General features: G+C 60.9%; 18 protein-coding genes and 1 pseudogene. 10 read left to right on the forward strand and 9 right to left on the reverse strand.

Annotation, left to right across the window (positions count from 1 at the left end; genetic code table 11):
* On the reverse strand, positions 1–1,122 hold the full coding sequence (locus E5E97_RS04700; protein WP_016348967.1) for a branched-chain amino acid ABC transporter substrate-binding protein: 1,122 nt from the start codon (positions 1,120–1,122) through the stop codon (positions 1–3).
* A 435-nt stretch (positions 1,123–1,557) separates the two neighbouring features.
* Between E5E97_RS04700 and E5E97_RS04705 the strand changes: the two genes are divergently transcribed.
* Positions 1,558–2,562 carry a substrate-binding domain-containing protein gene (locus E5E97_RS04705; RefSeq protein ID WP_011704143.1) on the forward strand — a complete coding sequence of 335 codons (1,005 nt, stop codon included), beginning with the start codon at positions 1,558–1,560 and terminating at the stop codon, positions 2,560–2,562.
* 70 nt (positions 2,563–2,632) lie between these two features.
* Here the strand turns inward: E5E97_RS04705 and E5E97_RS04710 are convergent, their stop codons facing one another.
* Together E5E97_RS04710 and E5E97_RS04715 are read right to left on the reverse strand one after the other, a co-directional pair.
* Positions 2,633–3,952, reverse strand: coding sequence for a 6-phospho-alpha-glucosidase (locus E5E97_RS04710; protein ID WP_171279928.1), 1,320 nt, complete (start codon positions 3,950–3,952; stop codon positions 2,633–2,635).
* 2 nt (positions 3,953–3,954) lie between these two features.
* Complete coding sequence (locus E5E97_RS04715; RefSeq protein ID WP_171279929.1) at positions 3,955–5,541, reverse strand: alpha-glucoside-specific PTS transporter subunit IIBC; 1,587 nt, start codon at positions 5,539–5,541, stop codon at positions 3,955–3,957.
* Between the two features lie 284 nt (positions 5,542–5,825).
* Here E5E97_RS04715 and E5E97_RS04720 point away from each other — a divergent pair, with 284 nt between their 5' ends.
* Positions 5,826–6,533 carry a GntR family transcriptional regulator gene (locus tag E5E97_RS04720; protein WP_010635556.1) on the forward strand — a complete coding sequence of 236 codons (708 nt, stop codon included), beginning with the start codon at positions 5,826–5,828 and terminating at the stop codon, positions 6,531–6,533.
* A 78-nt stretch (positions 6,534–6,611) separates the two neighbouring features.
* Here the strand turns inward: E5E97_RS04720 and norR are convergent, their stop codons facing one another.
* On the reverse strand, positions 6,612–8,138 hold the full coding sequence (gene norR, locus E5E97_RS04725) for a nitric oxide reductase transcriptional regulator NorR (RefSeq protein ID WP_118882173.1): 1,527 nt from the start codon (positions 8,136–8,138) through the stop codon (positions 6,612–6,614).
* Positions 8,139–8,308: 170 nt separating this feature from the next.
* On the opposite strand from norR, the gene norV reads away from it, so the two are divergent.
* The 6 genes and pseudogenes from norV (at position 8,309) to E5E97_RS04755 (ending at position 14,654) form a co-directional block, all read left to right on the forward strand.
* Positions 8,309–9,790: an anaerobic nitric oxide reductase flavorubredoxin gene (gene norV / locus E5E97_RS04730; RefSeq protein WP_118882172.1), complete on the forward strand. Its 1,482-nt coding sequence runs from the start codon at positions 8,309–8,311 to the stop codon at positions 9,788–9,790.
* Positions 9,787–10,952 (forward strand): annotated as a pseudogene (gene norW, locus E5E97_RS04735) (NADH:flavorubredoxin reductase NorW). The gene norV and the pseudogene norW overlap by 4 nt, the downstream one beginning before the upstream one ends.
* A 51-nt stretch (positions 10,953–11,003) precedes the next feature.
* Positions 11,004–11,345 (forward strand): DUF1971 domain-containing protein, encoded by a 342-nt coding sequence (locus E5E97_RS04740; protein WP_118882170.1) that lies wholly within the window; start codon positions 11,004–11,006, stop codon positions 11,343–11,345.
* 121 nt (positions 11,346–11,466) lie between these two features.
* On the forward strand, positions 11,467–12,684 hold the full coding sequence (locus E5E97_RS04745) for a 4Fe-4S binding protein (protein ID WP_118882169.1): 1,218 nt from the start codon (positions 11,467–11,469) through the stop codon (positions 12,682–12,684).
* A 288-nt stretch (positions 12,685–12,972) separates the two neighbouring features.
* Positions 12,973–14,199, forward strand: a complete 1,227-nt coding sequence (locus E5E97_RS04750) for an aromatic amino acid transporter (RefSeq protein WP_171279930.1) — start codon at positions 12,973–12,975, stop codon at positions 14,197–14,199.
* Between the two features lie 155 nt (positions 14,200–14,354).
* A complete protein-coding gene (locus tag E5E97_RS04755) occupies positions 14,355–14,654 on the forward strand; it encodes a hypothetical protein (protein WP_029302610.1) in 300 nt (99 codons plus the stop codon).
* 98 nt (positions 14,655–14,752) lie between these two features.
* On the opposite strand, the gene E5E97_RS04760 is transcribed toward E5E97_RS04755, so the two are convergent.
* The gene (locus tag E5E97_RS04760; RefSeq protein ID WP_171279931.1) at positions 14,753–15,133 is read right to left on the reverse strand and encodes a CesT family type III secretion system chaperone; all 381 of its coding nucleotides are present in this window, start codon (positions 15,131–15,133) and stop codon (positions 14,753–14,755) included.
* A 198-nt stretch (positions 15,134–15,331) separates the two neighbouring features.
* Between E5E97_RS04760 and E5E97_RS04765 the strand changes: the two genes are divergently transcribed.
* Positions 15,332–16,873 (forward strand): AexT-like T3SS ADP-ribosyltransferase toxin, encoded by a 1,542-nt coding sequence (locus E5E97_RS04765; RefSeq protein ID WP_171279932.1) that lies wholly within the window; start codon positions 15,332–15,334, stop codon positions 16,871–16,873.
* Positions 16,874–16,956: 83 nt separating this feature from the next.
* Here the strand turns inward: E5E97_RS04765 and E5E97_RS04770 are convergent, their stop codons facing one another.
* The 3 genes from E5E97_RS04770 to E5E97_RS04780 all read right to left on the reverse strand — a co-directional run bounded on the left by E5E97_RS04770 (position 16,957) and on the right by E5E97_RS04780 (position 18,593).
* Entirely contained in the window at positions 16,957–17,436 is a 480-nt protein-coding gene (locus E5E97_RS04770; RefSeq protein WP_171279933.1) for a DM13 domain-containing protein, read from the reverse strand.
* Between the two features lie 111 nt (positions 17,437–17,547).
* Positions 17,548–17,952: a g-type lysozyme inhibitor gene (locus tag E5E97_RS04775; RefSeq protein ID WP_118882165.1), complete on the reverse strand. Its 405-nt coding sequence runs from the start codon at positions 17,950–17,952 to the stop codon at positions 17,548–17,550.
* A 260-nt stretch (positions 17,953–18,212) separates the two neighbouring features.
* Positions 18,213–18,593 carry a hypothetical protein gene (locus tag E5E97_RS04780; protein WP_065480323.1) on the reverse strand — a complete coding sequence of 127 codons (381 nt, stop codon included), beginning with the start codon at positions 18,591–18,593 and terminating at the stop codon, positions 18,213–18,215.
* A 572-nt stretch (positions 18,594–19,165) separates the two neighbouring features.
* Here E5E97_RS04780 and E5E97_RS04785 point away from each other — a divergent pair.
* Positions 19,166–19,672 (forward strand): AAA family ATPase, encoded by a 507-nt coding sequence (locus E5E97_RS04785; RefSeq protein ID WP_118882164.1) that lies wholly within the window; start codon positions 19,166–19,168, stop codon positions 19,670–19,672.
* 191 nt (positions 19,673–19,863) lie between these two features.
* On the opposite strand, the gene E5E97_RS04790 is transcribed toward E5E97_RS04785, so the two are convergent.
* The gene (locus E5E97_RS04790) at positions 19,864–20,745 is read right to left on the reverse strand and encodes an FRG domain-containing protein (protein ID WP_171279934.1); all 882 of its coding nucleotides are present in this window, start codon (positions 20,743–20,745) and stop codon (positions 19,864–19,866) included.
* Positions 20,746–20,751 lie beyond the last annotated feature (6 nt).

Raw genomic sequence — 20,751 nt, forward strand, 5'->3', positions numbered from 1 at the left:
TTATTTGACTTGAGTGGAGGTACCGTCGGCGTGCCACTGGAACACACCGAATTCAAAGCCTTTAAGGTCGCCACTCGGAGCCCAGCTCAGGGTGCCCATGACGGTATCGATCGGTGCGGCCTTGATGGCGGCGGCAACGGCAGCCGGGTCATCCTCACCCGCCTTGGCGATACCGGCGGCCAGGGTTTGCACTGCGGCATAGGTGGTCCACACGAACGGACCGGAGGAGTCCTGGCCCTTGGCCTTGAATGCAGCTACCAGCGGGGCGTTGGCCGGCACCAGGTCATATTTGTTCGGCAGGGTCACCAGCAGGCCTTCGGAGGCCGGACCGCCGATGGCGGAAATGTCCTTGTTGCCGACCCCTTCCGGACCCATGAACTTGGCCTTGAGGCCCTTCTCGCCAGCCTGACGCAGGATCAGACCCAGCTCCGGGTGATAGCCACCGTAGTAGACGAAGTCGACGTTCTCTTTCTGCAGCTTGGCAATCAGGGCGGAGAAGTCCTTGTCGCCGGCGGTGATGCCTTCAAACGCCACCACCTTGACGCCGGCCTTGTCCAGCGCCGCTTTCACGCTGGAGGCGATGCCTTCGCCGTACTGTTTCTTGTCGTGGATGACGGCCACGCGCTTGGGCTTGACCTGCTCGATGATGTACTTGGCGGCAGTCGGACCCTGGTCGCTGTCCAGGCCGATGGTACGCAGCACCAGCTGATAGCCGCGCTCGGTGATCTTGGGGTTGGTGGAGGCCGGGGTGACCATCAGCACGCCTTCATCTTCATAGATGTCGGAAGCGGGCAGGGTGTTGTCGGAGCAAAGGTGGCCGACCACGAACTTGACGCCGTCGTTGATCACCTTGTTGGCGACCGCCACGGCCTGCTTGGGATCGCAGGCGTCGTCATAGATGACGGCTTCGATCTGCTTGCCCTTGATGCCACCGGCCTTGTTGATCTGCTCGACTGCCATCTTGCCGCCGGTGAACTGCATGTCGCCGTACTGGGCGACCGGGCCGGTGACCGGACCGGCGATGCCGATCTTGATAGTGTCCGCCGCGTGGACCAGTGATACCGATCCGAACAGGGCCATAGAAACCGCTGTCCTGACTGCCATTTTGCTCAACTTATTCATCGATTCGTCCCTTAATCAGTGGATTGTTTCATTTTCCGTGTGCCATTCCGAACCGTGATCCCGCCAGTCCGGCAATAGGTATGGTTCTATCATTCCTCGCTGGGCAATAACAAGCTGTTAAAGATACTAACCAGAGAGGGTGGAATAGTGCTTTTTTGAAACAAATAACCAATATTGAAATCTGATTTAGATATTGATGCTGAAGGTGTTGATTAACATCTTCTCAACAAGGTGTGCTTTCGATAAATGATAGATGAAAAAACTGACGATATTTTACCCTGACACTGCTCCCATTTTGACCAAAATCCGTTTGCGCAAATAGAAAGGAGCGCCTAGATTAGCCAGCATTGACAATTCATTGGCAGTGCTCGTTAAAACCAAGCCTTTATTCGGGAAATCTGCTAATGTTCCGCCTTTGATCTTCAGGAGACAGAGATGGCCACTATCAAGGATGTCGCCTCCCGCGCAGGCGTATCCATCTCCACCGTCTCACATGTACTCAATCACACCCGTCGGGTCAGCGAAGACGCAACCCAAAAAGTGCTTGAGGCGGTGGCAGAACTCAACTACGCGCCCAACTCGGTAGCGCGCAGCCTCAAGATAAACTCGACCAAGACCATCGGCATGCTGGTGACCACCAGTGCCAACCCCTTCTTTGCGGAAGTGGTGCAAGGGGTGGAGGCGTATTGCTTCGAGCAGGGCTACAGCCTGATCCTCTGCAATACCGAGAACCAGCCGCCCCGTCAGCAGCACTACCTGCGCATGCTGATGGAGAAGCGGGTCGACGGTCTGCTGGTGTTGGGAACCGACATCGATACCCCGCTGCGCGACATGCTGCGCATCCACAAGAACGTGCCGCAAGTGGTGCTGGATTGGGGTACCGAGTGTGACTTTGCCAACGTCATCAACGACAACGCCCGCATCGGTGCGCGCCTGGCCGTGCGCCACCTGCTGGAGCAGGGTCACCGCGACATCGTCTGCATCACCGGTCAATTGGCCAAGCCGACCACCCAGCAGCGGCTGGACGGGGTGCGCGATGCCCTGGGCGAGCAGGGACTGACCCTGAAAGATGAGCAGATCTTCGAAGGGGATTACGAGAGCCAGAGCGGATTCGATGCCATGCAGCGGATCCTGGCCCTCAAGCCGCGGCCGACCGCGGTGTTCGCCTTCGACGACCCCATGGCGATCGGCGCCATCTGCGCCGCCTGGGAAGCCGGGGTCAAGGTGCCGGACGATATCTCCATGATCGGTTATGACGACGTGGAGATGGCGCGCTTCTCCAGCCCGCCGCTCACCACCATCCGCCACCCCAAGGCCGAGCTCGGTCTGCTGGCGGTGCAGCAGCTGGTGAGCCGGATCCGCAACAAGGAGCTGGAGGTCGAGTCGATGACGGTCCAACCGGAGCTGATCGTCCGCCGCTCGGTCAAGTCCCTGCGCTGATCGCGCCACGGCAGAGCCATCAACAAGAAAACCCCCTCGCCAGCGAGGGGGTTTTTTGTTTGGCCCGCGTTTATTGCAGCGGCGGCCAGTACTCCTTGTTGGCGGCGATCAGGTCGTCCAGGATGGCTTTGGCCACCGAGGCGCTCGGCACCGTCTTGGAGAGGGTGATCGCCTGCCACAGCTTCTGATAGGAGCGCTCGATCCAGGCCTCCACCACCAGCTTCTCGACTGCCACCTGCTGGCCCATCATGCCCTGCTGGAACAGCGGGATGTTGCCCACCTGCAGTGGCTCGGGGCCGCTGCTGCCCACCAGGCAGGGGATCTCGACCATGGCCTCCGGGTCGAAGTTGGGGATGGCGCCCCGGTTTGGCACGATCAGCAGCATCCGCTCCTGGGTGTTGAAGGCGATGGCGGTGGCCAGATCCACTATGTAGGAGGCGTGCTCGTCGATCTCCAGCTCGCCGGCTGCGGCGTTGCCGGCCGCCACGATGGCGCGGCAGGCGCTGAACACGTGCTTCTCGCGGTGCTCCATCACCTCGTTGGCGCGGGTGTGCTCCGGATTGGAGTGGGCCACCACATAGTCCGGGTAGAGGTAGTACTTCAGATAGGTGTTGGGCAGGGTTTCCGGATCAAGGGCCCACACGTCCCTGGCCTTGGCGAAGGTGTCGTTCCAGCTGGCCTCGGCGTGGCCGGCCTGCCTGGGCACATAGCCGTGCTTGGCCACGTGGGCCTTGATGGCCGGCATCAGGTCGTTGCCCGCCAGATCCTCGATGCGGGTCCACCAGCCGAAGTGGTTGAGGCCGTAGTAGCGCACCCGCATCTCCTTGCGTGACGGCAGGCCGGCGATCTGGGCCATCCGTCCCTCGATGCCGATGGGCATGTCGCAGATGTTGAGGATCCTGGCGTGGGGACGCAGGCGACGGGTCGCCTCGGCCACGATGGCGGCCGGGTTGGAGTAGTTCAGCATCCAGGCATCCGGCGAGTACTGCTCCATGTAGTCGACCAGCTCCAGCACGCCGCCGATGGAGCGCATGCCGTAGGCGATGCCGCCCGGGCCGCAAGTCTCCTGGCCGACCACGCCATGACGCAGCGGGATCTTCTCGTCCAGCTCGCGCATGGGGTACTTGCCGACCCGGATATGGGCCATCACGAAGTCCACCCCGCTGAAGGCCGCCTTGGGGTCGGTGCCATAGCTGAAGGCGATGTCAGGGGCCTGCTCCCGCAGCAGGACGCGGCAGGCTTCGGCGATCACCTCCTGGCGGGCGCCATCGTTGTCGTAGAACTTGATCTCCCGCAGCGGGAAGCGGTGCTGGTTCTCCAGCAGCATGAGAACGATGCCCGGGGTAAAGGTGCTGCCACCGCCGGCAATGACGACAGAGAATTTTTTCATGATCATGACTCCGTTACGAAAGAAGAGGAGGAGGGGTTGTTCATCAGGCTCTCCATGTTTTCCCTTAGCTGGGGCACATGCAGACCGATAATGATCTGGATGCTGTCACCGTGGCGGACCACGCCGTGGGCACCCAATTGTTTGAAAGCATCATCCGGTGCCGCCAGCCCCGCATCACGCAGCGATATGCGCAGCCGGGTGGCGCAGTTGTTCAGGCTGTTGATATTTTCCGCGCCACCGAGCGCCGCCAGAATATGGCCGGCAATATCATGGCCACGCTGTTTTTTGGCGGCCTGATAATCAGCCTTGGAATAAAGTTTTATTTCGCTTTCATCACGCCCAGGGGTTTTCAAATTGAATTTCAGAATGAGCGTGCGGAATATCAGGAACCAGATCCCGGTAAAGGTCAGCCCGATGGCAATCTGGGTAAACATCATGCCGGCGTGATTGTGGAACATGGGGATCCAGTTCTGTGGCAGGAACTGGTCGAGCAGACCACCGCCCATGTTGCCGACGACCCCGAACAGGTACATCACGGTCGCCATGGTGGCAGCCAGCAGGGCATGGATGGCGAACAGCAGGGGCGAGATGAAGAGGAAGGTGAACTCGAGCGGCTCGGTGATCCCCACCAGCATGGCGGTCAGGGTGGCCGGGATCAGCAGGCCGGCCACCTTGGCCTTGTTCTCCCTGGCGGCGGTGGCGTAGATGGCGAGCGCAATCCCCATGGCCCCGAAGATCTTGGAGTTGCCGTGCAGGGCGAAGCCGCCCTGGGGGAACAGCTCGATCAGCGGCCGGGTGCTCTGGCTGAACTCCAGCATGTGTTGGGCCCAGTAGAGCTGGATACCGCCTTCCACCGCGGCCGGGCCGAAGATGAAGGGGCCGTAGATGAAGTGGTGCAGGCCGGTCGGGATTAGAATCCGCTCGAGGAAGGTGTAGACCCAGACGCCGAGCGGGCCGGAGACCAGCATGAACTCCTGCAGGGAGGCGATGCCCATCTGTACCTTGGGCCAGCCCAGCAGGGTCAGCCAGGCGCAGGGGATCATCACGAAGAAGGCGACGATGGTGACGAACGAGCTGCCCTGGAAGATGCCGAGAAAGACCGGCAGCTGTCGGTCGAACAACCGGTTGTGCAGGGCGGTGACGATGCCGGAGATGGCGATGGCACCTATGATGCTGGTGTCCAGGGTCTTGATGCCGGCCACCATGGCCAGCCCGCTCTCGCCACCCACCGCCTGGTTGAAGTCGACCCCGAAATAGTCGCCCCAGGTCATCCCCATGGCATTGATGAAGTAGTTCCAGGTCATGAAGCTGACCAGCACGGAGAGGCAGGCGCGGGCCTGGGCCTTGTTTGCCAGACCGATCGGCAGGCCGATGGCAAATATCAGCGGCATATTTCGAAATACCGTCCAGCCACCCTCTTCAATAATATGAACTATTTGAAAAAACAGTCCCTGAGGATTGGCCAGCGTCTCTCCCACGAACATGGGATTTTTCAGCATGATTGCAATGCCTACCACCATACCTGCGAATGGAAACAGTAATACAGGTGTAAACATTGCCCCGCCAAAACGTTGAATTTGACTGAGCATATAGCGTCCCTTTTTATTAGAGAATTGTCTGACTGCTGTTGTCGTATTGCTGAATTGAACCTAACAACAAGCGATCAGGCCCTCATGAAATATGTGGTGGTTATGTGATCCGGCGCATGCACTGATTTAGTCAAAGAGATCTAAATTTTGCGATATTGTTGTACGTCTTGTTTTTGTGACGTTTTTATCGGGTTATTTGAATTTAAAATTGTTTATTTTCAGCTGGTTGAAATAAAGGCGAGCAAATTGGTCGCCACCCCGGCGGGGCGAGGAGAGGTCTAGCAGTGATCTACAAATCGGTGGCGGATCGGTTGCGTATCCGGGTCAACGGGGCAGATTGCCGGGTGGGGGATGTCCTGCCGAGCGAGAAAACCCTGGCGAGTCAGTTCGGGGTATCGCGGATGACGGTGCGCAAGGCGGTGGATATGCTGATCGAGTGGGGGCTGGTGGAGCGGCGCCACGGCAGCGGCACCTACGTGACCAAGAAGGACGTGCAGCACGAGACCAAGGGGCTGAGCGGTTTCACCGAGCTGATGCGTGAACAGGGCCGCAGCCTGACCAGCGAGGTGCTGGAGTTTCGCACCATGCCGGCCCCACCCGCCATCGCCAGCCAGCTCAGGATCAAGGTGAACGAGCCAGTCTACTTCTCCAACCGGGTGCGCTCGGTGGACGGCCGGGCCCTGCTGGTGGAGGAGAGCTACATGCCGGTGCGGCTGTTTCGCACCCTCTCGGTGGCCCATCTGGAGGGATCCAAGTTCGCCTACATCGAGAACGAGTGCCAGCTCCCCATCGCCGGCAACTACGAGAGTTTCAGCGCCGTGCTGGCCGACCGGCGCATGGCCGAACTGCTGCACATCGAGCAGGGGGCGCCCATCCTGCGGCTCACCTCGCTCTCCTACGGCGAGAACGGCGAGTTTCTCAACTACTCCATCATGTTCCGCAATGCCAACGACTATCACGTCGACTACCACCTGCGCCGCGCCCGCGGCTAGCTTGCCCCCATCTTGTTGCGTATGCCAACCCCCTCGCCAGCGAGGGGGTTTTTGTTTGATGGGCCCTGGATGGACGCCTCAGGCCTTGAGGCCGAGCCGTTTGGCGAGCCGGTGCAGGTTGCCGCCGTCGAGCTCCAGCGCGCGGGCGGTGGCGGCCCAGTTACCGTCGTGGGCGGCCAGGGTCTGCTCGATCAGCGCGAGCTGGAAGGCGTCGGTGGCGGCCCGCAGGCCGAGGCCGCCGGGCAAGGGGGTCATTGGCGCCGTGGCGGGGCTGGTGGAGGGGGGCTGGGGGCCGGCTGCCAGGTTGAAGTGATGGCTGGCGAGGGTCGGGGCCTGGCTGCCCTGTTCGGCCCGCGCCAGCACGGCGGCACGGTGGATGGCGTGCTCCAGCTCGCGCACGTTGCCGGGCCAGTCGTGGCGCTCGAGCCGTTGCAGCGCTTGTGGCTGGATGCGCAGCCGCTCCAGCCCCAGGCTGAGCCGGCAGCGCTCACAAAAGTAACCGGCCAGCAGGGGGATGTCGCCGGGGCGCTCGCGCAGCGCCGGGGCGTGGATCGGGAACACGCTGAGCCGGTGGTAGAGGTCGGCCCGGAACTGCCCCTCGACCACCGCCTGCTTCAGATCCCGGTTGGTGGCCGCCAGGATGCGCACGTTCACCTTGAGCGGGGTGTCGTCGCCGATGCGCTGCAGATCGCCGTATTGCAGCACCCGCAGCAGCTTGGCCTGCAGCGGCAGGGAGAGCTCGCCGATCTCATCGAGGAACAGGGTGCCCTGATCCGCCAGCTCGAACTTGCCCGCCCGGTTGTGGATGGCGCCGGTGAAGGCCCCCTTCACGTGGCCGAACAGCTCGCTTTCGGCCACCGACTCCGGCAGGGCGGCGCAGTTGAGGTAGACCAGCGGTGCCTTGGCGCGCTGGGAGCCGCGATGCACCGCCTTGGCGATCAGCTCCTTGCCGACCCCGGTCTCCCCCAGGATCAGCACGTTCAGCTCCGAGTTCGCCACCACCTCGATCTCGTGGCGCAGCCGTGCCATGGCGGGGGACTGGCCGATCATCTCCGGCTGCTCAGGGCCGGGCCGGGTGCCGGGGACGAGCGGCTCGCTGCTCTGGCGGGCGAGCCGCTCCAGCAGCATGGCGTTGCTCAGGGCGGCGGCGGCCAGGGCGCCCACCAGCCGCAGCTCCTCGTCGCTGATGGTGTCGAACTGGGTGGGGTTCATGCCGTCTATGGTCAGCGCGCCGATCAGCGCCTGATCCGAGAACAGCGGCAAGCCGACGCAGGCGTGCACCTTGAAGTCGTCGTGATCCGGCAGCAGGCCGTCATAGGGGTCGGGCAGGCTGCTGTCGGCAGGGAAGCGCACCACGTCGCCGGCACGGGCGATGGCCTCCATGCGCGGGTGATCCTTGAGGGCGAAGCGGCGCCCCAGCACGTCCTGCATCAGGCCGTCGATGGCCAGCGGGATGAACTGGCCCCCCTCGTAACGCAGCAGGGCCGAGGCATCCGAGTTCAGCAGGCTGCGCACGCTCTGGATCAGGCGGTGGAAGCGGTCCTGATGGGAGATGCCGAGTTGCAGGTCGAGGGCGATGCGCGCCAGGCTGTCGGTCGAGATCACGATGATTGTCCAAATGACAGTGTGTTTGTATTTTTGACTATAAGTAGCGATTGTCTAAATGACAACTGTTGATTTTTGTTACCAATAAAAACAACAAGTTATATGTTGGCACGTCCGCTGCAATAGCTGGTTCAGTCGAACATACACTATTGCATTCGAGGAACCGCCTGATGAGCATTCACGTCAAGAACAACATCCACTGGGTCGGCCAACGGGACTGGGAGGTACGCGACTTCCACGGTACCGAGTACAAGACCCACAAGGGCACCAGCTACAACAGTTATCTCATCCGTGAAGGGAAGAACGTGCTGATCGACACCATCGATCACAAGTTCAGCCGTGAGTTCGTGCAGAACCTGGCGGCCGAGATCGATCTCGCCGCCATCGACTATGTGGTGATCAATCACGCCGAGGAGGATCACGCCGGCGCCCTGACCGAGCTGATGGCCCGCATCCCCGGCACCCCCATCTACTGCACCCACAACGCCATCGACTCCATCACCGGCCATCATCACCACCCGGAGTGGAACTTCCACCCGGTCAAGACCGGTGACAGCCTGGACATCGGCAACGGCAAGCAGCTGGTATTTATCGAGACCCCCATGCTGCACTGGCCCGACAGCATGATGACCTACATGACCGAGGATGCGGTGCTGTTCTCCAACGACGCCTTCGGCCAGCACTACTGCGACGAGCACCTGTTCAACGACGAGGTGGATCAGACCGAGCTGATGGAGCAGTGCCAGCGCTACTACGCCAACATCCTCACCCCCTTCAGCCCGCTGGTGACCGCCAAGATCAAGGAAGTGCTCGGCTTCAACCTGCCGGTAAGCATGGTGGCCACCTCCCACGGCATCGTCTGGCGCGAGGACCCCACCCAGATCATCCTGAAATATCTGGAGTGGGCCGACCATTATCAGGAAGACCGCATCACCCTCTTCTACGACTCCATGTCCAACAACACCCGCATGATGGCCGACGCTATCGCCCAGGGCATCCACGAGGTGGACCCCGGTGTGGCGGTGAAGATCTACAACGTGGCCCGCCACGACAAGAACGAGATCCTGACCCAGGTGTTCCGCTCCAAGGGGATACTGGTGGGCTCCTCCACCATGAACAACGTCATGATGCCCAAGGTGGCGGGCATGCTCGAAGAGATCACCGGCCTGCGCTTCCGTAACAAGCGCGCCTCGGCCTTCGGCAGCTATGGCTGGACCGGCGGCGCGGTGGACCGGATCCAGACCCGATTGATGGACGCGGGCTTTGACATCAGCATCTCCCTCAAGGCCAAGTGGCGGCCGGATGGTTCGGCGCTGGCGGAATGCCGCGAACACGGTCGCCAACTCGCTCGCCAATGGGCGCTGCATCCGCTGGACGCACCCCGCCCGATCACCACAACCCAGGCAACCGTGACGCCAGTATCCGTGCCAGCCAAGGCCCCGCAAGCCACTCCGGCTGCCGCCGAATGGGATGACGACCAGGCCATGCTCTGCACCGTCTGCCAGTGGGTCTACGACCCAGCCCAGGGCGAGCCGGATCAGCTGGTGGCGCCGGGCATCCCCTGGGCCCAGGTACCTGACAGCTTCCTCTGCCCGGGCTGCGGCATCGGCAAGGAGGTATTCGAACCCTGTGGGGTGGAGGCCTGTGTATGAGCGCAACAATGCAGAGTGACGCCGGCATCAGCCGGGAGATAGTGGTGATCGGCAGCGGCTTCGCCGCCCAGCAACTGGTCAAGAGCCTGCGCAAGCTGGACGCCGAGCAGCCCATCCGCCTCATCACCGCCGACAGCGGCGACGAGTACAACAAGCCGGACTTGAGCCACGTGGTGAGCCGGGGCTGCGCCGCCGCGGCCATGACCCGTCAGAGCGGCAGCGACTTTGCCGAGCAGCAGCGCATTGCGCTGCTGCCCCACAGCCCGGTGCTCGGCATCGACCCAGCCCGGCGGTTGGTGCTGACCGAGCAGGGGGAATTCCCCTATGGCCAGCTGGTGCTGGCCACCGGCGCCAGTGCGGTACGCCCCGAGCTGCCGGGCAGCGAACATCTGGTCACCCTCAACAGCCAGCAGGAGTATGCCGCCGCCGAGGGGGCAATCCAGCAGGCCCGCCGCATCCTGGTGCTGGGGGCCGGCCTCATCGGCTGTGAGCTGGCGATGGACATGGCGAGCGATGGCCGCGAGGTCACCCTGCTGGATCTGGCCGACAGCCCGCTCAGCGCCCTGCTACCCGCCACCCTGGCCCAGCCGCTGCAACAGGCGCTGCGCAGCCAGGGGGTCAGCCTGCAGTGCGGGACAGGTCTCGCCAGGATAGACGGCCAGCCGGGCGATGGCTGGCGGGTGACTCTGACCGATGGCCGCACCAGCGAGCAGGATCTGGTGATCGCCGCGATCGGCCTGCGGTCGAATCTGGCCCTTGCCCGGGGGCCGGGCTGGCAGTGGAGCGCGGCATCCTGGTTGACGATCGGCTGCAGACCAGCGACCCCCATATCTTCGCGCTGGGGGACTGCGTGCAGTGGCAGGGTCAGCTGCTCCCCTTCCTGCAACCCATAGTGCTGGGAGCCAATGCGCTGGCGCGCACCCTGCTCGGCACGCCGACCCCGCTGGCCCTGCCGCCCATGCTGGTGAAGGTGAAGACGCCGCGTTATCCCTTGCAGTTGGCCGGCCGCACCAAGGGCGAGGATCTCGCCTGGCAGTGCCGCTGGAACAGCCACGGCATGGTGGCCGAGGCGCGCGATCAAGCCGGCGAGCTGTGCGGCTTCGTGGTGGGGGGCGACCAGATGAGCGCCGCCTTCCCGCTGCTGCGTCAGCTGCCCCGTTGAACCATTAATAGCCGAAGGCCGGGCTGACCCGGCCACTCGAGGAGAACTGATATGGCCATGCAACTGATTCCGCCTCACTGGGTAGTGCGCCGCTCTACCCCCTTCTTCACCCGCCAGAACGTACCCCAGGCCCTGCTGACCCACCACAACACGGCGGCCGGGGTGTTCGGCCAGCTCTGCGTGATGGAGGGCACCGTCACCTATCACGGCTTTGCCGACGAACAGGCCGAGGAACCCGAGCTGAGCCTGGTGATCCGGGCCGGGGAGTTTGCCACCAGCCCGCCCCAGTACTGGCACAGGGTCGAGCTGTCGGAGGATGCCCGCTTCAACATCCACTTCTGGGCCGAGCAGGCCGAATCCGACCAGCCGCTGTTCAACAGCCGCAAGGCATAAGGTTCAACCATGGGGAGGGGCATTGGGCGCAAATGTCCCCCTCTGCCCATGCAGATCAAAATAATCAATTCAGATGTCCGTTATCCTTGCCGCCAGTGGTGGATGAGGCAGTGAGGGAAACATGAGCGTGATCGAAGCCGTGACCATGGCCGCCGGCCTGGCCTATCTGGTGCTGCTGGCGTGGCAGGCGCGATCGGGTTGGCAGTGGCGTTTTGCCCTCGGCCTGCTGCTCATGCTCTGGTTGCTGGCGGCGGACAGCCTGCTCTGGCTCGGCGTGGGGCTGGTGGCCGGCGCACTTGCCCTCTGGCACCAGCGGCGGCCGCTGCCCGCCCTAGAAGTGCTCGATAGCCAGTGGCTGCGGGTGCGCACGCGCCAGCTGCTGCTGCTCTGCTGGGGGCTGGTGACGCTGCAGTACGGCCTGCATGTCTGGCAGCTGGGGCAGGGGATGAGCCCCTGGCTGGTGCGCCCGGACGTGGTGGACGGCTTCCTGCCCATCGCCGGCGGACTCGGTCTGCGGGCCTGGCTCGGACAGGGGCTGGTGGATCCGCACCATCCGGCGGCCACCGTGACTGTGCTGGTGCTCTCGCTGTCGGCCCTGCTGCTGGGGCGGGCGTTCTGTGCCTGGTTCTGCCCGCTCGGGCTGGTGGGCGAGTGGCTGCACGGTTTGCGCAGCCGATGGCTGGCGGGGGAGTGGACGCCGCCGCGCTGGCTCGATGTCGTGTTGCGCGGCCAGAAGTTTCTGGTGCTCGCCTTTCTGCTGTTTATCGTGCTGATCGCGGTGCCAAGCGCCACCCTGCCCGGCTACTTCACCAGCCCCTACCATCAGGCGGCGGACATGAAGATGGGGGCCTTCTTCTTCAACCTGACCCTGATCTCGGGTCTGTGCCTTGGCTGGGTGCTGCTGCTCACCGCCACCTTCCGGCAAGGGTTCTGCCGCTACCTTTGTCCCTATGGCGCCTGGCTGGCCCTGCTCGGCCTGCTGACCCCGCTGCGCATTCGCCGTGACCCGGCCCGTTGCCTGCGCAGTGCGGGCCACGACTGCGACAAGTGCAGCCGGGCCTGCCCTTCCCGCATTCAGGTACACCAGCTCATCACGGTGCGCAGTCTCGAGTGCACCAGCTGCCTGAGCTGCGTGGCCGCCTGCCCCAAGCGGGCCGATGCGCTGCACTTGGGCACGCAGGGGTACCGGCTCGCGCCCCGCCAGTTGCTGGGACTGCTCTGCCTGTTGCTGCTGGTGTTGCCGCTGCTCGCTTACGGCTTGCTGGGGATCTGGGTCAGCCAGACGCCGCTGGCAGATCGCGCCCACCTGCTGCAACTGCTGCCGCAACTCACTCATTGAGTCGCAAGGAGCCAGTTACAAGCTGTCAGCGAAGGGCCCGTTGGGCAGCCTGAACATGCACCCGCATTTGATACCTGAGGGGTAGCAGGGTAAAGTCCCTTCCCCGATATGGTGGCCCTGCTGCCGTGTCGGGCCGGCAGCCCGCCTTGAGCACACCTTGCTTCCCTTGCGAAGCAGCCAGCGCCGGGCGCCGGCACCTAGATGAGCGCGATCTACCATGACAACCGGCGTAGCACATGCAACGGTCCGCGGTCGCGATCAGATCCACAATCGTCTTTGGAGAAGTAAATGGGACAGAAACCATCGTTGGTGGGCGGGGCATGCATCATTGCCGGCGTCTGTGTAGGGGCCGGCATGCTGGGCTTGCCGAGTGCGGGGGCGGGCGCCTGGACCATCTGGTCGGTGCTGGCCATCACCCTGACCATGATCGTGATGACGCTCTCCGGCTGGATGCTGCTGGAGTCCTATCAGGGCTATCCGCTGCGCGTGTCGTTCGATACCGTTACCCGCGAACTGCTGGGGGAGAAGCTCAACGCCCTCAACAACCTCACCGTCTATTTCGTCGGCGGCATCCTGCTCTACGCCTACATCACCTCGGCCGGCCTCATCATCGACGGCATGACCGGCATCGGCAGCCAGTGGGGCTCAATCCTGTTTACCCTGGGCTTCTCCGGCCTGGTGTGGCACTCCACCCGGGCGGTGGATCGCATCTCAGTGGTGCTGGTCATCGCCATGGGGCTGAGCTTCGTGTTCGGCATCTCGGGGCTGTCGCTCAACATCAAGCCGACCCTGCTGTTCGATACCCTGAGCGAGCACGCCAGCTATGCCCCCTATGCGCTGGCCATGCTGCCGGTGGCGCTCACCTCGTTCGGTTATCACCACTCGGTGTCGTCCATGCGCGCCTACTACGGTGAGGAGCGCCGCGCCCGTTACGCCATCCTCGGCGGCACCGCCATCGCGCTGCTGTTCTACCTCATCTGGCTGGTGAGCGTGTTCGGCAACCTGCCGCGCAGCGAGTTCGGCCCCGTAGTAGCCCAGGGCGGCAACGTCGACGTGCTGCTCAAGGCGCTGGCCTCGGTGATCGAATCCGAGGCGGTGGCCAGCGCCCTCAACCTCTTCTCCATGGCGGCCATCCTCTCCTCCTTCATCGGGGTGGGGCTGGGGGTGTTCGACTATCTGGCGGATCTGTTCAAGTTCGACAACGGCCGTGGCGGCCGCGCCAAGTCGTGGGCGGCCACCTTCCTGCCGCCGCTGCTGCTCTCCCTGCTGTTCCCGTTCGGCTTCCTGATGGCCATCGGCTACGCGGGCGCCGTGGCTACCCTGTGGACCTGCATCATCCCGGCCCTGCTAGCCTGGAAGGTGCGCGCCGGCAAGGGCAAGCAAGGTGACAAACAGGAGGGCTTCCGGGCGCCGGGTGGCATGCCGATGATCGCCGGCGTCTTCCTGTTCGGGGTGCTGACCGCAGCGTTCCACCTGCTCAACATGGCGGGACTGCTGCCCGTCTACACCGGCTGACACCCCGGCAGACTGCGACAAAAAACGGCGCCTGATGGCGCCGTTTTGCGTTCCAAATTGTGACGCAGACAGGCAGTCAGGTGCCATTCGGACTCGCCAGTGGGATGGTGTGCACTATAGTTTGGTTCTCTTTGGAGCCAAAATAGGAGCTGGCTATGGCATGGACTATCGATGATTCGCAACCCCGCATCCTCTACAACAAGGACAAGCACGTGGCCGTGACGGCGTCGGCCATGAGCAAGTACCACGAGTGGCGCCGGGAGATAGTGCGCGGTACCGATCCCAAGAATGCTGCCGACAAGGTGGGCGACATGCACTACGAGCAGTTGAGCGGCAAGAATAAAGGGATCTACACGATCCGCCTCAGCCAGGAGCACAGGGTCGCTTTTACCATCAACAGCACCCTGCAGCAGGTTAAGGTGATCAGCATAGGTGGCCACTTCCCACCGAGCTGAGTGGTTTGGTTGAGTACAAAAAGGCGCCTGATGGCGCCTCTTTTATTGGCTGACAACTGCAGCCCGATCGGGCTGCGGGTGGCGTGGTCAGCAGTCGGTCATACGGCCCTGCTGCGGGCGAGTAAGATCGCGCCAATCTCGCTGGCGGCGTGTACCAGCTGCTCCAGTTGATGATGGATCTGGCCGCGATCTAGCTGTTGCAGTGGCTGACGGCTCCAGAGTACTGGGGTCAGGCTATCCGGATCGAATGCCAGAACCGGTTTGCAGGGGTCCTGGCTGAACAGGTTCTGCGCTGCGGCTTGTGCGCTGGTGGCGGCTTCCAGGCGGGTAAACATCAGCAGGTAGTTGGCCGGGTGTTCGGTCAGGTGGTAGGTTTGCTCGCCGATCTGCAGGCTGGTGACGCTCTCTTCCTGTGCTGGCATGGGGAGAGAGAGGGAAAGAAACAGCTGGTGGAGGGCGGCGTGATAGAGAGAGTTCATCGAGGGCTCCAAATTGGTGATGGTGCAATTAGAGCAGCTCACCGCTGACGACACTGTTAATGGTGGCTCTGTTTTTTTAGCTTTCCGGCCAGTTGGATGGCCTGTCGCACTCAGTGCAAAAATCCCGACCAATCGCGATAGTCCGCCCCCATTGCCTCTCCTAGACTGAGCGCGAAACATCACGAGAAGATAAACATCATGCAGATTCAAACACATACTGGCGGCCTGCAGGCCGTCGCCCAGCACAGTGATGCTGCGGCCGGGATTGGCAAGTTCGGCCAGCTGGATGCTCGTCAGGTTGCCACCAGTCAGGATGCCCTTCAGCTGGGCAGCCGCAGCGAACCGCAAAAAGGAGAGGGGCTGCTGTCCCGTTTAGGAGCCCAGTTGGCCCGTCCGTTTGTGGCACTGAAAGAGTGGATCGGCAATCTGCTGGGGGCTCGCCCCGCAGCGCCCGCCCGCTCTGCTCCGCCGGTAGATAATCTCTCCCTGGCCGATCAAAAGCGCCTGCTGTTGCAAAAGGCGCTCCCTTTTACCCTGGGTGGCCTCGATAAGGCGAGCGAGCTCAATAACATAGATGCACAGCAGCTGGGGCAGGAACATGCCCGGCTGGCGACCGGCAATGGCGCCCTGCGCTCGCTGGCAACCTCACTGAACGGGATCAAGGATGGCTCCATGCGGCAGGAGAACCAAACCTTGGCGGCCGGGTTGCTTGAACGTCCCATCGCTGGTATCCCGCTCCAGCAGTGGGGCACGGTGGGTGGCAAGGTAACGGAGTTGATCGCCAGTGCCACCCCGGAGCAGTTACAAGAGGCGATGAACCAACTGCATGCCGTGATGGCGGAAGTGGCCGACTTGCAGTGCGCAGTCAAGGCCGAGGTCGCCGGCGAACCTCTGCCGGCCACCACTAATGCCGAGGTTGTGGCGGCTCCACATGGGGAGGCCAAGCCTGCCGCCCGTGACACCGTTGCCATGGCACGCCAGACCGAGATCACCGGTTACAAGCAGGCGCTGGAGCTCATCAGCTACCAGGCCAGCTACCTGCTGCGGGATCAGGCTTCGACCGAGGTTACCCTGAGCAGTGATGACCTCAATGCCTTGCACCAGCACATTGCCGATGGCTCCATCAATGGCTCCCATATGGCCAAGCTGCAGACCCGGGGTGATCTGCAGATCCTGCGTACATTGGCGCTCTCTCTTGCGGGCGGCAGCGATGCCAATGGTGCTTCTCTGGGCAATGCACTCGACAGTCTTGCCTCGGCGCGTCCCAACCAGCGGTTGGTGCTGGGCGGCCTGATGCAGTTTGCCGGTCAGACCGATCAGGCATGGGCAGACCAGACCGCTGGCAAGCCGGAGGATCGACTCGATGCGGGGGCAAGACTGCGCTTTGATACCGGCCATATGAAGACGGAACTGGCTCGTCTTGACGACAGTGCGGCGCGGCAGGTGCTGCTACAACTGGAGGGGGATTTTGGTGATCGAGCCAAGGCCGTCTGCGACTTCGCGGTGGCGCAGGTCTCTACCTTTGCCGACAGCGAGAGCAGCCCGGAAGCCGTCTTGGTCTCCCGCCTGACCCGCATGGGCAACCTGGTGGGCAGCCTGACCGACGAGCTGAAGGTGCGCCTCCAGCTGCCCGAATCAGCGCGCGGTGAGCCGACCATGATCGACTCCGTCAGCCAGCTGACCCCGCTGGAGCTGGCGGCCCTGGCCCATATCGGCGTCGAGGCCGGTTATCTCGAGTAATTGGCTCCCTACAAGGAAACTGCATGCAATAACGGACACCTCTGGGTGTCCGTTATTGCATGGTGAGTAGCCCGGTTGTGGAGTTACTGCCGGTAGCGGGCGGCGGTGATGAACTGGCCGAAGGTCTCGCACCAGATGATCACGCTGTCATAGTCGGCCGGGTTTACATCGGCAGGGAGGGGGACGATGAAGTTGTCGAAGGTCTTCACCGGCCCGATTTTCATCATCTTCTCCTTCAGGCGGGCAAAGTCGGCCTCGGTCTCGACGAAGGTAGGTGACAGGTAGAGCTGGTAGTCGGGGCCCGGCGCCAGCTTGCCTATCAGGCTGATGGCATCGGATCCGATGCTGACCTGCCCCTCACCCCAGTGTAGCCGGTCGCTGTCTTGCAGATCCCGGCGAAAGGTGCCGTGAAAGCTGGCCTGAGCCTGCCGGGCGGCAACCTGCTCGTTGGCGGGGGCGGGTGGGGCTATCAGGATCGGCAGGGCATAGATGCCGGCCGCAAAGCCGGCGGCGCCCACCAGCAGATGGCTGGCCAGCAGCAGGGCCAGGGTTTTGCGTTGCATGGCTGTCTCGGTCGTTGATTAATTGATGGCACCACCCTACCAGCAGGCCGCCGTCATGCCCAGCCCGGGATGGGGCATGACGGTGGTTGCACGGGCATCGCGTGGGCGGGTTTACTGGATGCTGACTGCCAGGGTGTGGGGCACCTGCTCGCCGCGACGGGCGGAGGCACGCATCTGATAGACCTGGATCAGGTACTTGCCGGAGGCGGGCAGGGCGCCTTGCCACTGACCATCGCCATCGTTGCGACCGATCGCCTCGGCCTGACCGGGCTGGGCGCCGGGGGCGAAGACATTGAAGTTGGCGTTGCTGCTGCCGCCGATCTTGACCGTCATGGTCTGGCCCGCCTTGGCCACTAGCGTGTAATGGATGGTGTCATAGCCGGTGAAGCTGCCCTTGAGCTGGGCGCTGTGGGCCCCCTTGGTAAACTGCACCGGAACCGTGGTGATCTTGTCGGCGGCCTGCGCACCGGCGGCCATGGTGGCGGCCAGCAGGGCGGCCTGGATTGCTCGTTTCATCGTTGCACCTCGTGAAGGGGCCCTGTCACCCTGGCAGAGCCGCCTCGACAAGATATGCCCAAATCGGCGGGTTGCCTATCCGGCCCAGAGATATCGTCCCGGCCGAGTTGGCATGAACAGGTGAGATACGTGGCGGCGCTGCTTCGCATGTTACAGCGCAAGGCAAGCGACGGTCGCGCGGGTTGTTAAAGCCGGGCGCAGCTGACTGGCCCGGCTTGGTGTTCACTCCCTTTATCGCTCGAATCAGTGCGCGGGCAGGATTAGGGGTTGACGCTGCGGGTAATCTTCAACTGATGAATCCCACCGGAGCATTGGGAGTCATTGCCCCAGGCACTGACCGGCAGGCCGCGATCCAGCGCCAGCAGGGCCATCTCGAACATGCCCCTGCCGGGGTAATCATTCAGGTTCTTGAAGACATGGAAGCTCGTGCTGCCCTGCTCATAATTCTTTTCCCATGAGATCACCACTGCATTGCCGGCGTCGGGGCCGCCACTGGCCGATTTGATATAGCCGGCATGCACATCGGTCAACATGACCCGATCAAGACACTGCACGTCGACCCGGTAAGTGGCCAAGGCACTGGTAGATAACATCAGGGTGGACAAGGCGGCCAACATAACGAACTTCTGTTTCATTATCATTCTACACATCTCCATTTGTGTGTTTTGGGTGAATGGCGAAAATTAAAATGGGGAGGTGGAAAAGGCCATGTCTATTTAATTCTGATAAGTCTGATATTGATTTTATATATTGCTTTGCAAGTGCATTGTTTGGGTGCCCTATTTTTACTTGAAAATAAGGTGTTGATTTTCAAGGGTTTGTTTTTGAATGTGGATGTCATAATTTTTCATCATCACGGTGATATGAAAGATGGTTGGATATATAAAACAACGCCATTTTAATGCTGCGTTGTTTATTTTTAGGTATGTCTTGGCATAAATAACAGCTTCATTGATGAGGCACAACAAGAAGAGATAGAGCGTAAAAAATATCTTTTGTTGTTATTTCTATCCATCAGCAGCAGCCAGCCTGCATATAAATTTGGATGATCGGTAGAGAGGCAGGCTTATATTCGCGCATATTCGATGACGGCTGTCGAGCAAGAGAAGCCGCTGGCGGGCATATCCTGTGCAGCCCTGAACAAGACGCTGTGGGTGCGATGACAATCCGGTACCCTATGGCTCGGGTTCTTCTTTTATCAAGGGAATGGAACATGCTGATCATCTTCAGTGGTTTGCCGGGCAGCGGAAAAAGCACCATAGCACGGGCTCTGGCCCGGCGGTTGAGGGCCGTTTACCTGCGCATCGATACCATAGAGCAGGCCATTCGTGATGTTGACCGGACGGCTGAAGAGATGGGGCCGGCCGGTTATTTCGTCGCCTATGGGCTGGCCAGAGAGAACCTGGTACTTGGCTCGATCGTCATCACGGATTCCGTTAACCCCATCCAGCTCACCCGGGATGCTTACCACGACATCGCCCGCTCGGTCGGGGTGCCCTGTCTCGATGTCGAGGTGGTCTGCTCCAATTCGAAGCTGCACCGCGAGCGTGTCGAGAACAGGACGGTGGATATCGAGGGGCTGGTATTGCCGGATTGGCAGGCGGTGATCGATCGCGACTATCGACCCTGGGACAGTGAGCGTCTGGTACTGGATAGCGCCACCCTGTCGGTCACCCAGAGCGTGGAAAAGATTGTCGCCGCGTTGGCAAAGCCGTTGTAGGTTCGATTAGCGCAGCGTAATCGGACGAACGAGAGGCTTTGGTTGCGGTTGTAGCCGTGGGTCAGGCTTGGCCAGCCGGAGGGGGAAATTCGGCTGGTCGTTATGGCGAGAGAATCAGTTTACGCGAACGTCCGATTACGCCCGACGGCTAATCGAACCTACCGGCTACATATTATTAGAGAATGAAAAAATTATAACCAGCCGCCCTTTTTCTTCGCTAATTGAAACTCAAGCACTGAGCGTGCAATTCCATCTATTCCTGGAAACAATGCTGCCGAAGAAATATGAAACTTCTCACATAGTTTAAACAGTGTTGGTGCAAGATTATTTGGTGATGTTATTTTAAAGGTTTTTATATTTAGTTCATCCAATGTATTGTTTGTTAAGTTTTCATATGTTTCCTTTAGAAACTTATCGTTTCGTGTTACACCATGTTCTTTGCGGCAAATCATAAAGCAACCTTTTTGGGCTGCTAAATTCTTGCTTGTACCTCCAGGAACACTGATGATTTCTATTCTTTTACTGCTATTAGCAAGAATGTCTTCTTTATCTATTATCCATACAGCTAAAGGATTCTCACTATTCTGCATGTTGAGAGTTTGTGATGCAGCAAAATATGATGCGACGATGGGGTTATATGTCCAGTCTAGAAGACGAGTCGGAATCCCGTGATGCTGTGCGAGAGCTAAAATAGAATAATATTTATCAGATGGCCAATCAGATGCATTTCTATGATGTTCATCCGCGAAAGTGGAGAAGTCGATAGACCTTCTAAAATAGTCAGACTCTGCTGGTATATCATAACCAACCTGATCGCACATATTTACAAAGCCTGCAATCATTGAATACTCGAAAAATATAATAAAATCTGTTTCTGAATGATGTGCTATATGACGAGAGTCTAGATACTTATCTATTAAATCTGAACGTAATACGGACGGAGTGAGAGACCAAGATGCATCACCTTGGCCTCTATATATTGGCCTCCTAAGTTCTGACGCGAATTTACCTATTGGTGAGATATATTCCCAAAACTCTTCAACCGAACTTGTGTGTATTGTCTCGATCGTCATTTTTAA

This window comes from Aeromonas sp. 2692-1, from assembly GCF_013085505.1.
GTDB classification, from domain to species: domain Bacteria; phylum Pseudomonadota; class Gammaproteobacteria; order Enterobacterales; family Aeromonadaceae; genus Aeromonas; species Aeromonas hydrophila.

Coding starts and splice junctions, on each gene's coding strand:
- E5E97_RS04790 (WP_171279934.1), bottom strand. CDS start 20,745: ATGACGATCGAGACAATACACACAAGTTCGGTTGAAGAGTTTTGGGAA.
- E5E97_RS04755 (WP_029302610.1), top strand. CDS start 14,355: ATGGCATGGACTATCGATGATTCGCAACCCCGCATCCTCTACAACAAG.
- E5E97_RS04715 (WP_171279929.1), bottom strand. CDS start 5,541: ATGCTCAGTCAAATTCAACGTTTTGGCGGGGCAATGTTTACACCTGTA.
- E5E97_RS04740 (WP_118882170.1), top strand. CDS start 11,004: ATGGCCATGCAACTGATTCCGCCTCACTGGGTAGTGCGCCGCTCTACC.
- E5E97_RS04700 (WP_016348967.1), bottom strand. CDS start 1,122: ATGAATAAGTTGAGCAAAATGGCAGTCAGGACAGCGGTTTCTATGGCC.
- E5E97_RS04745 (WP_118882169.1), top strand. CDS start 11,467: ATGAGCGTGATCGAAGCCGTGACCATGGCCGCCGGCCTGGCCTATCTG.
- E5E97_RS04770 (WP_171279933.1), bottom strand. CDS start 17,436: ATGCAACGCAAAACCCTGGCCCTGCTGCTGGCCAGCCATCTGCTGGTG.
- E5E97_RS04705 (WP_011704143.1), top strand. CDS start 1,558: ATGGCCACTATCAAGGATGTCGCCTCCCGCGCAGGCGTATCCATCTCC.
- E5E97_RS04775 (WP_118882165.1), bottom strand. CDS start 17,952: ATGAAACGAGCAATCCAGGCCGCCCTGCTGGCCGCCACCATGGCCGCC.
- E5E97_RS04785 (WP_118882164.1), top strand. CDS start 19,166: ATGCTGATCATCTTCAGTGGTTTGCCGGGCAGCGGAAAAAGCACCATA.
- E5E97_RS04760 (WP_171279931.1), bottom strand. CDS start 15,133: ATGAACTCTCTCTATCACGCCGCCCTCCACCAGCTGTTTCTTTCCCTC.
- E5E97_RS04710 (WP_171279928.1), bottom strand. CDS start 3,952: ATGAAAAAATTCTCTGTCGTCATTGCCGGCGGTGGCAGCACCTTTACC.
- E5E97_RS04765 (WP_171279932.1), top strand. CDS start 15,332: ATGCAGATTCAAACACATACTGGCGGCCTGCAGGCCGTCGCCCAGCAC.
- E5E97_RS04780 (WP_065480323.1), bottom strand. CDS start 18,593: ATGATAATGAAACAGAAGTTCGTTATGTTGGCCGCCTTGTCCACCCTG.
- E5E97_RS04750 (WP_171279930.1), top strand. CDS start 12,973: ATGGGACAGAAACCATCGTTGGTGGGCGGGGCATGCATCATTGCCGGC.
- norV (WP_118882172.1), top strand. CDS start 8,309: ATGAGCATTCACGTCAAGAACAACATCCACTGGGTCGGCCAACGGGAC.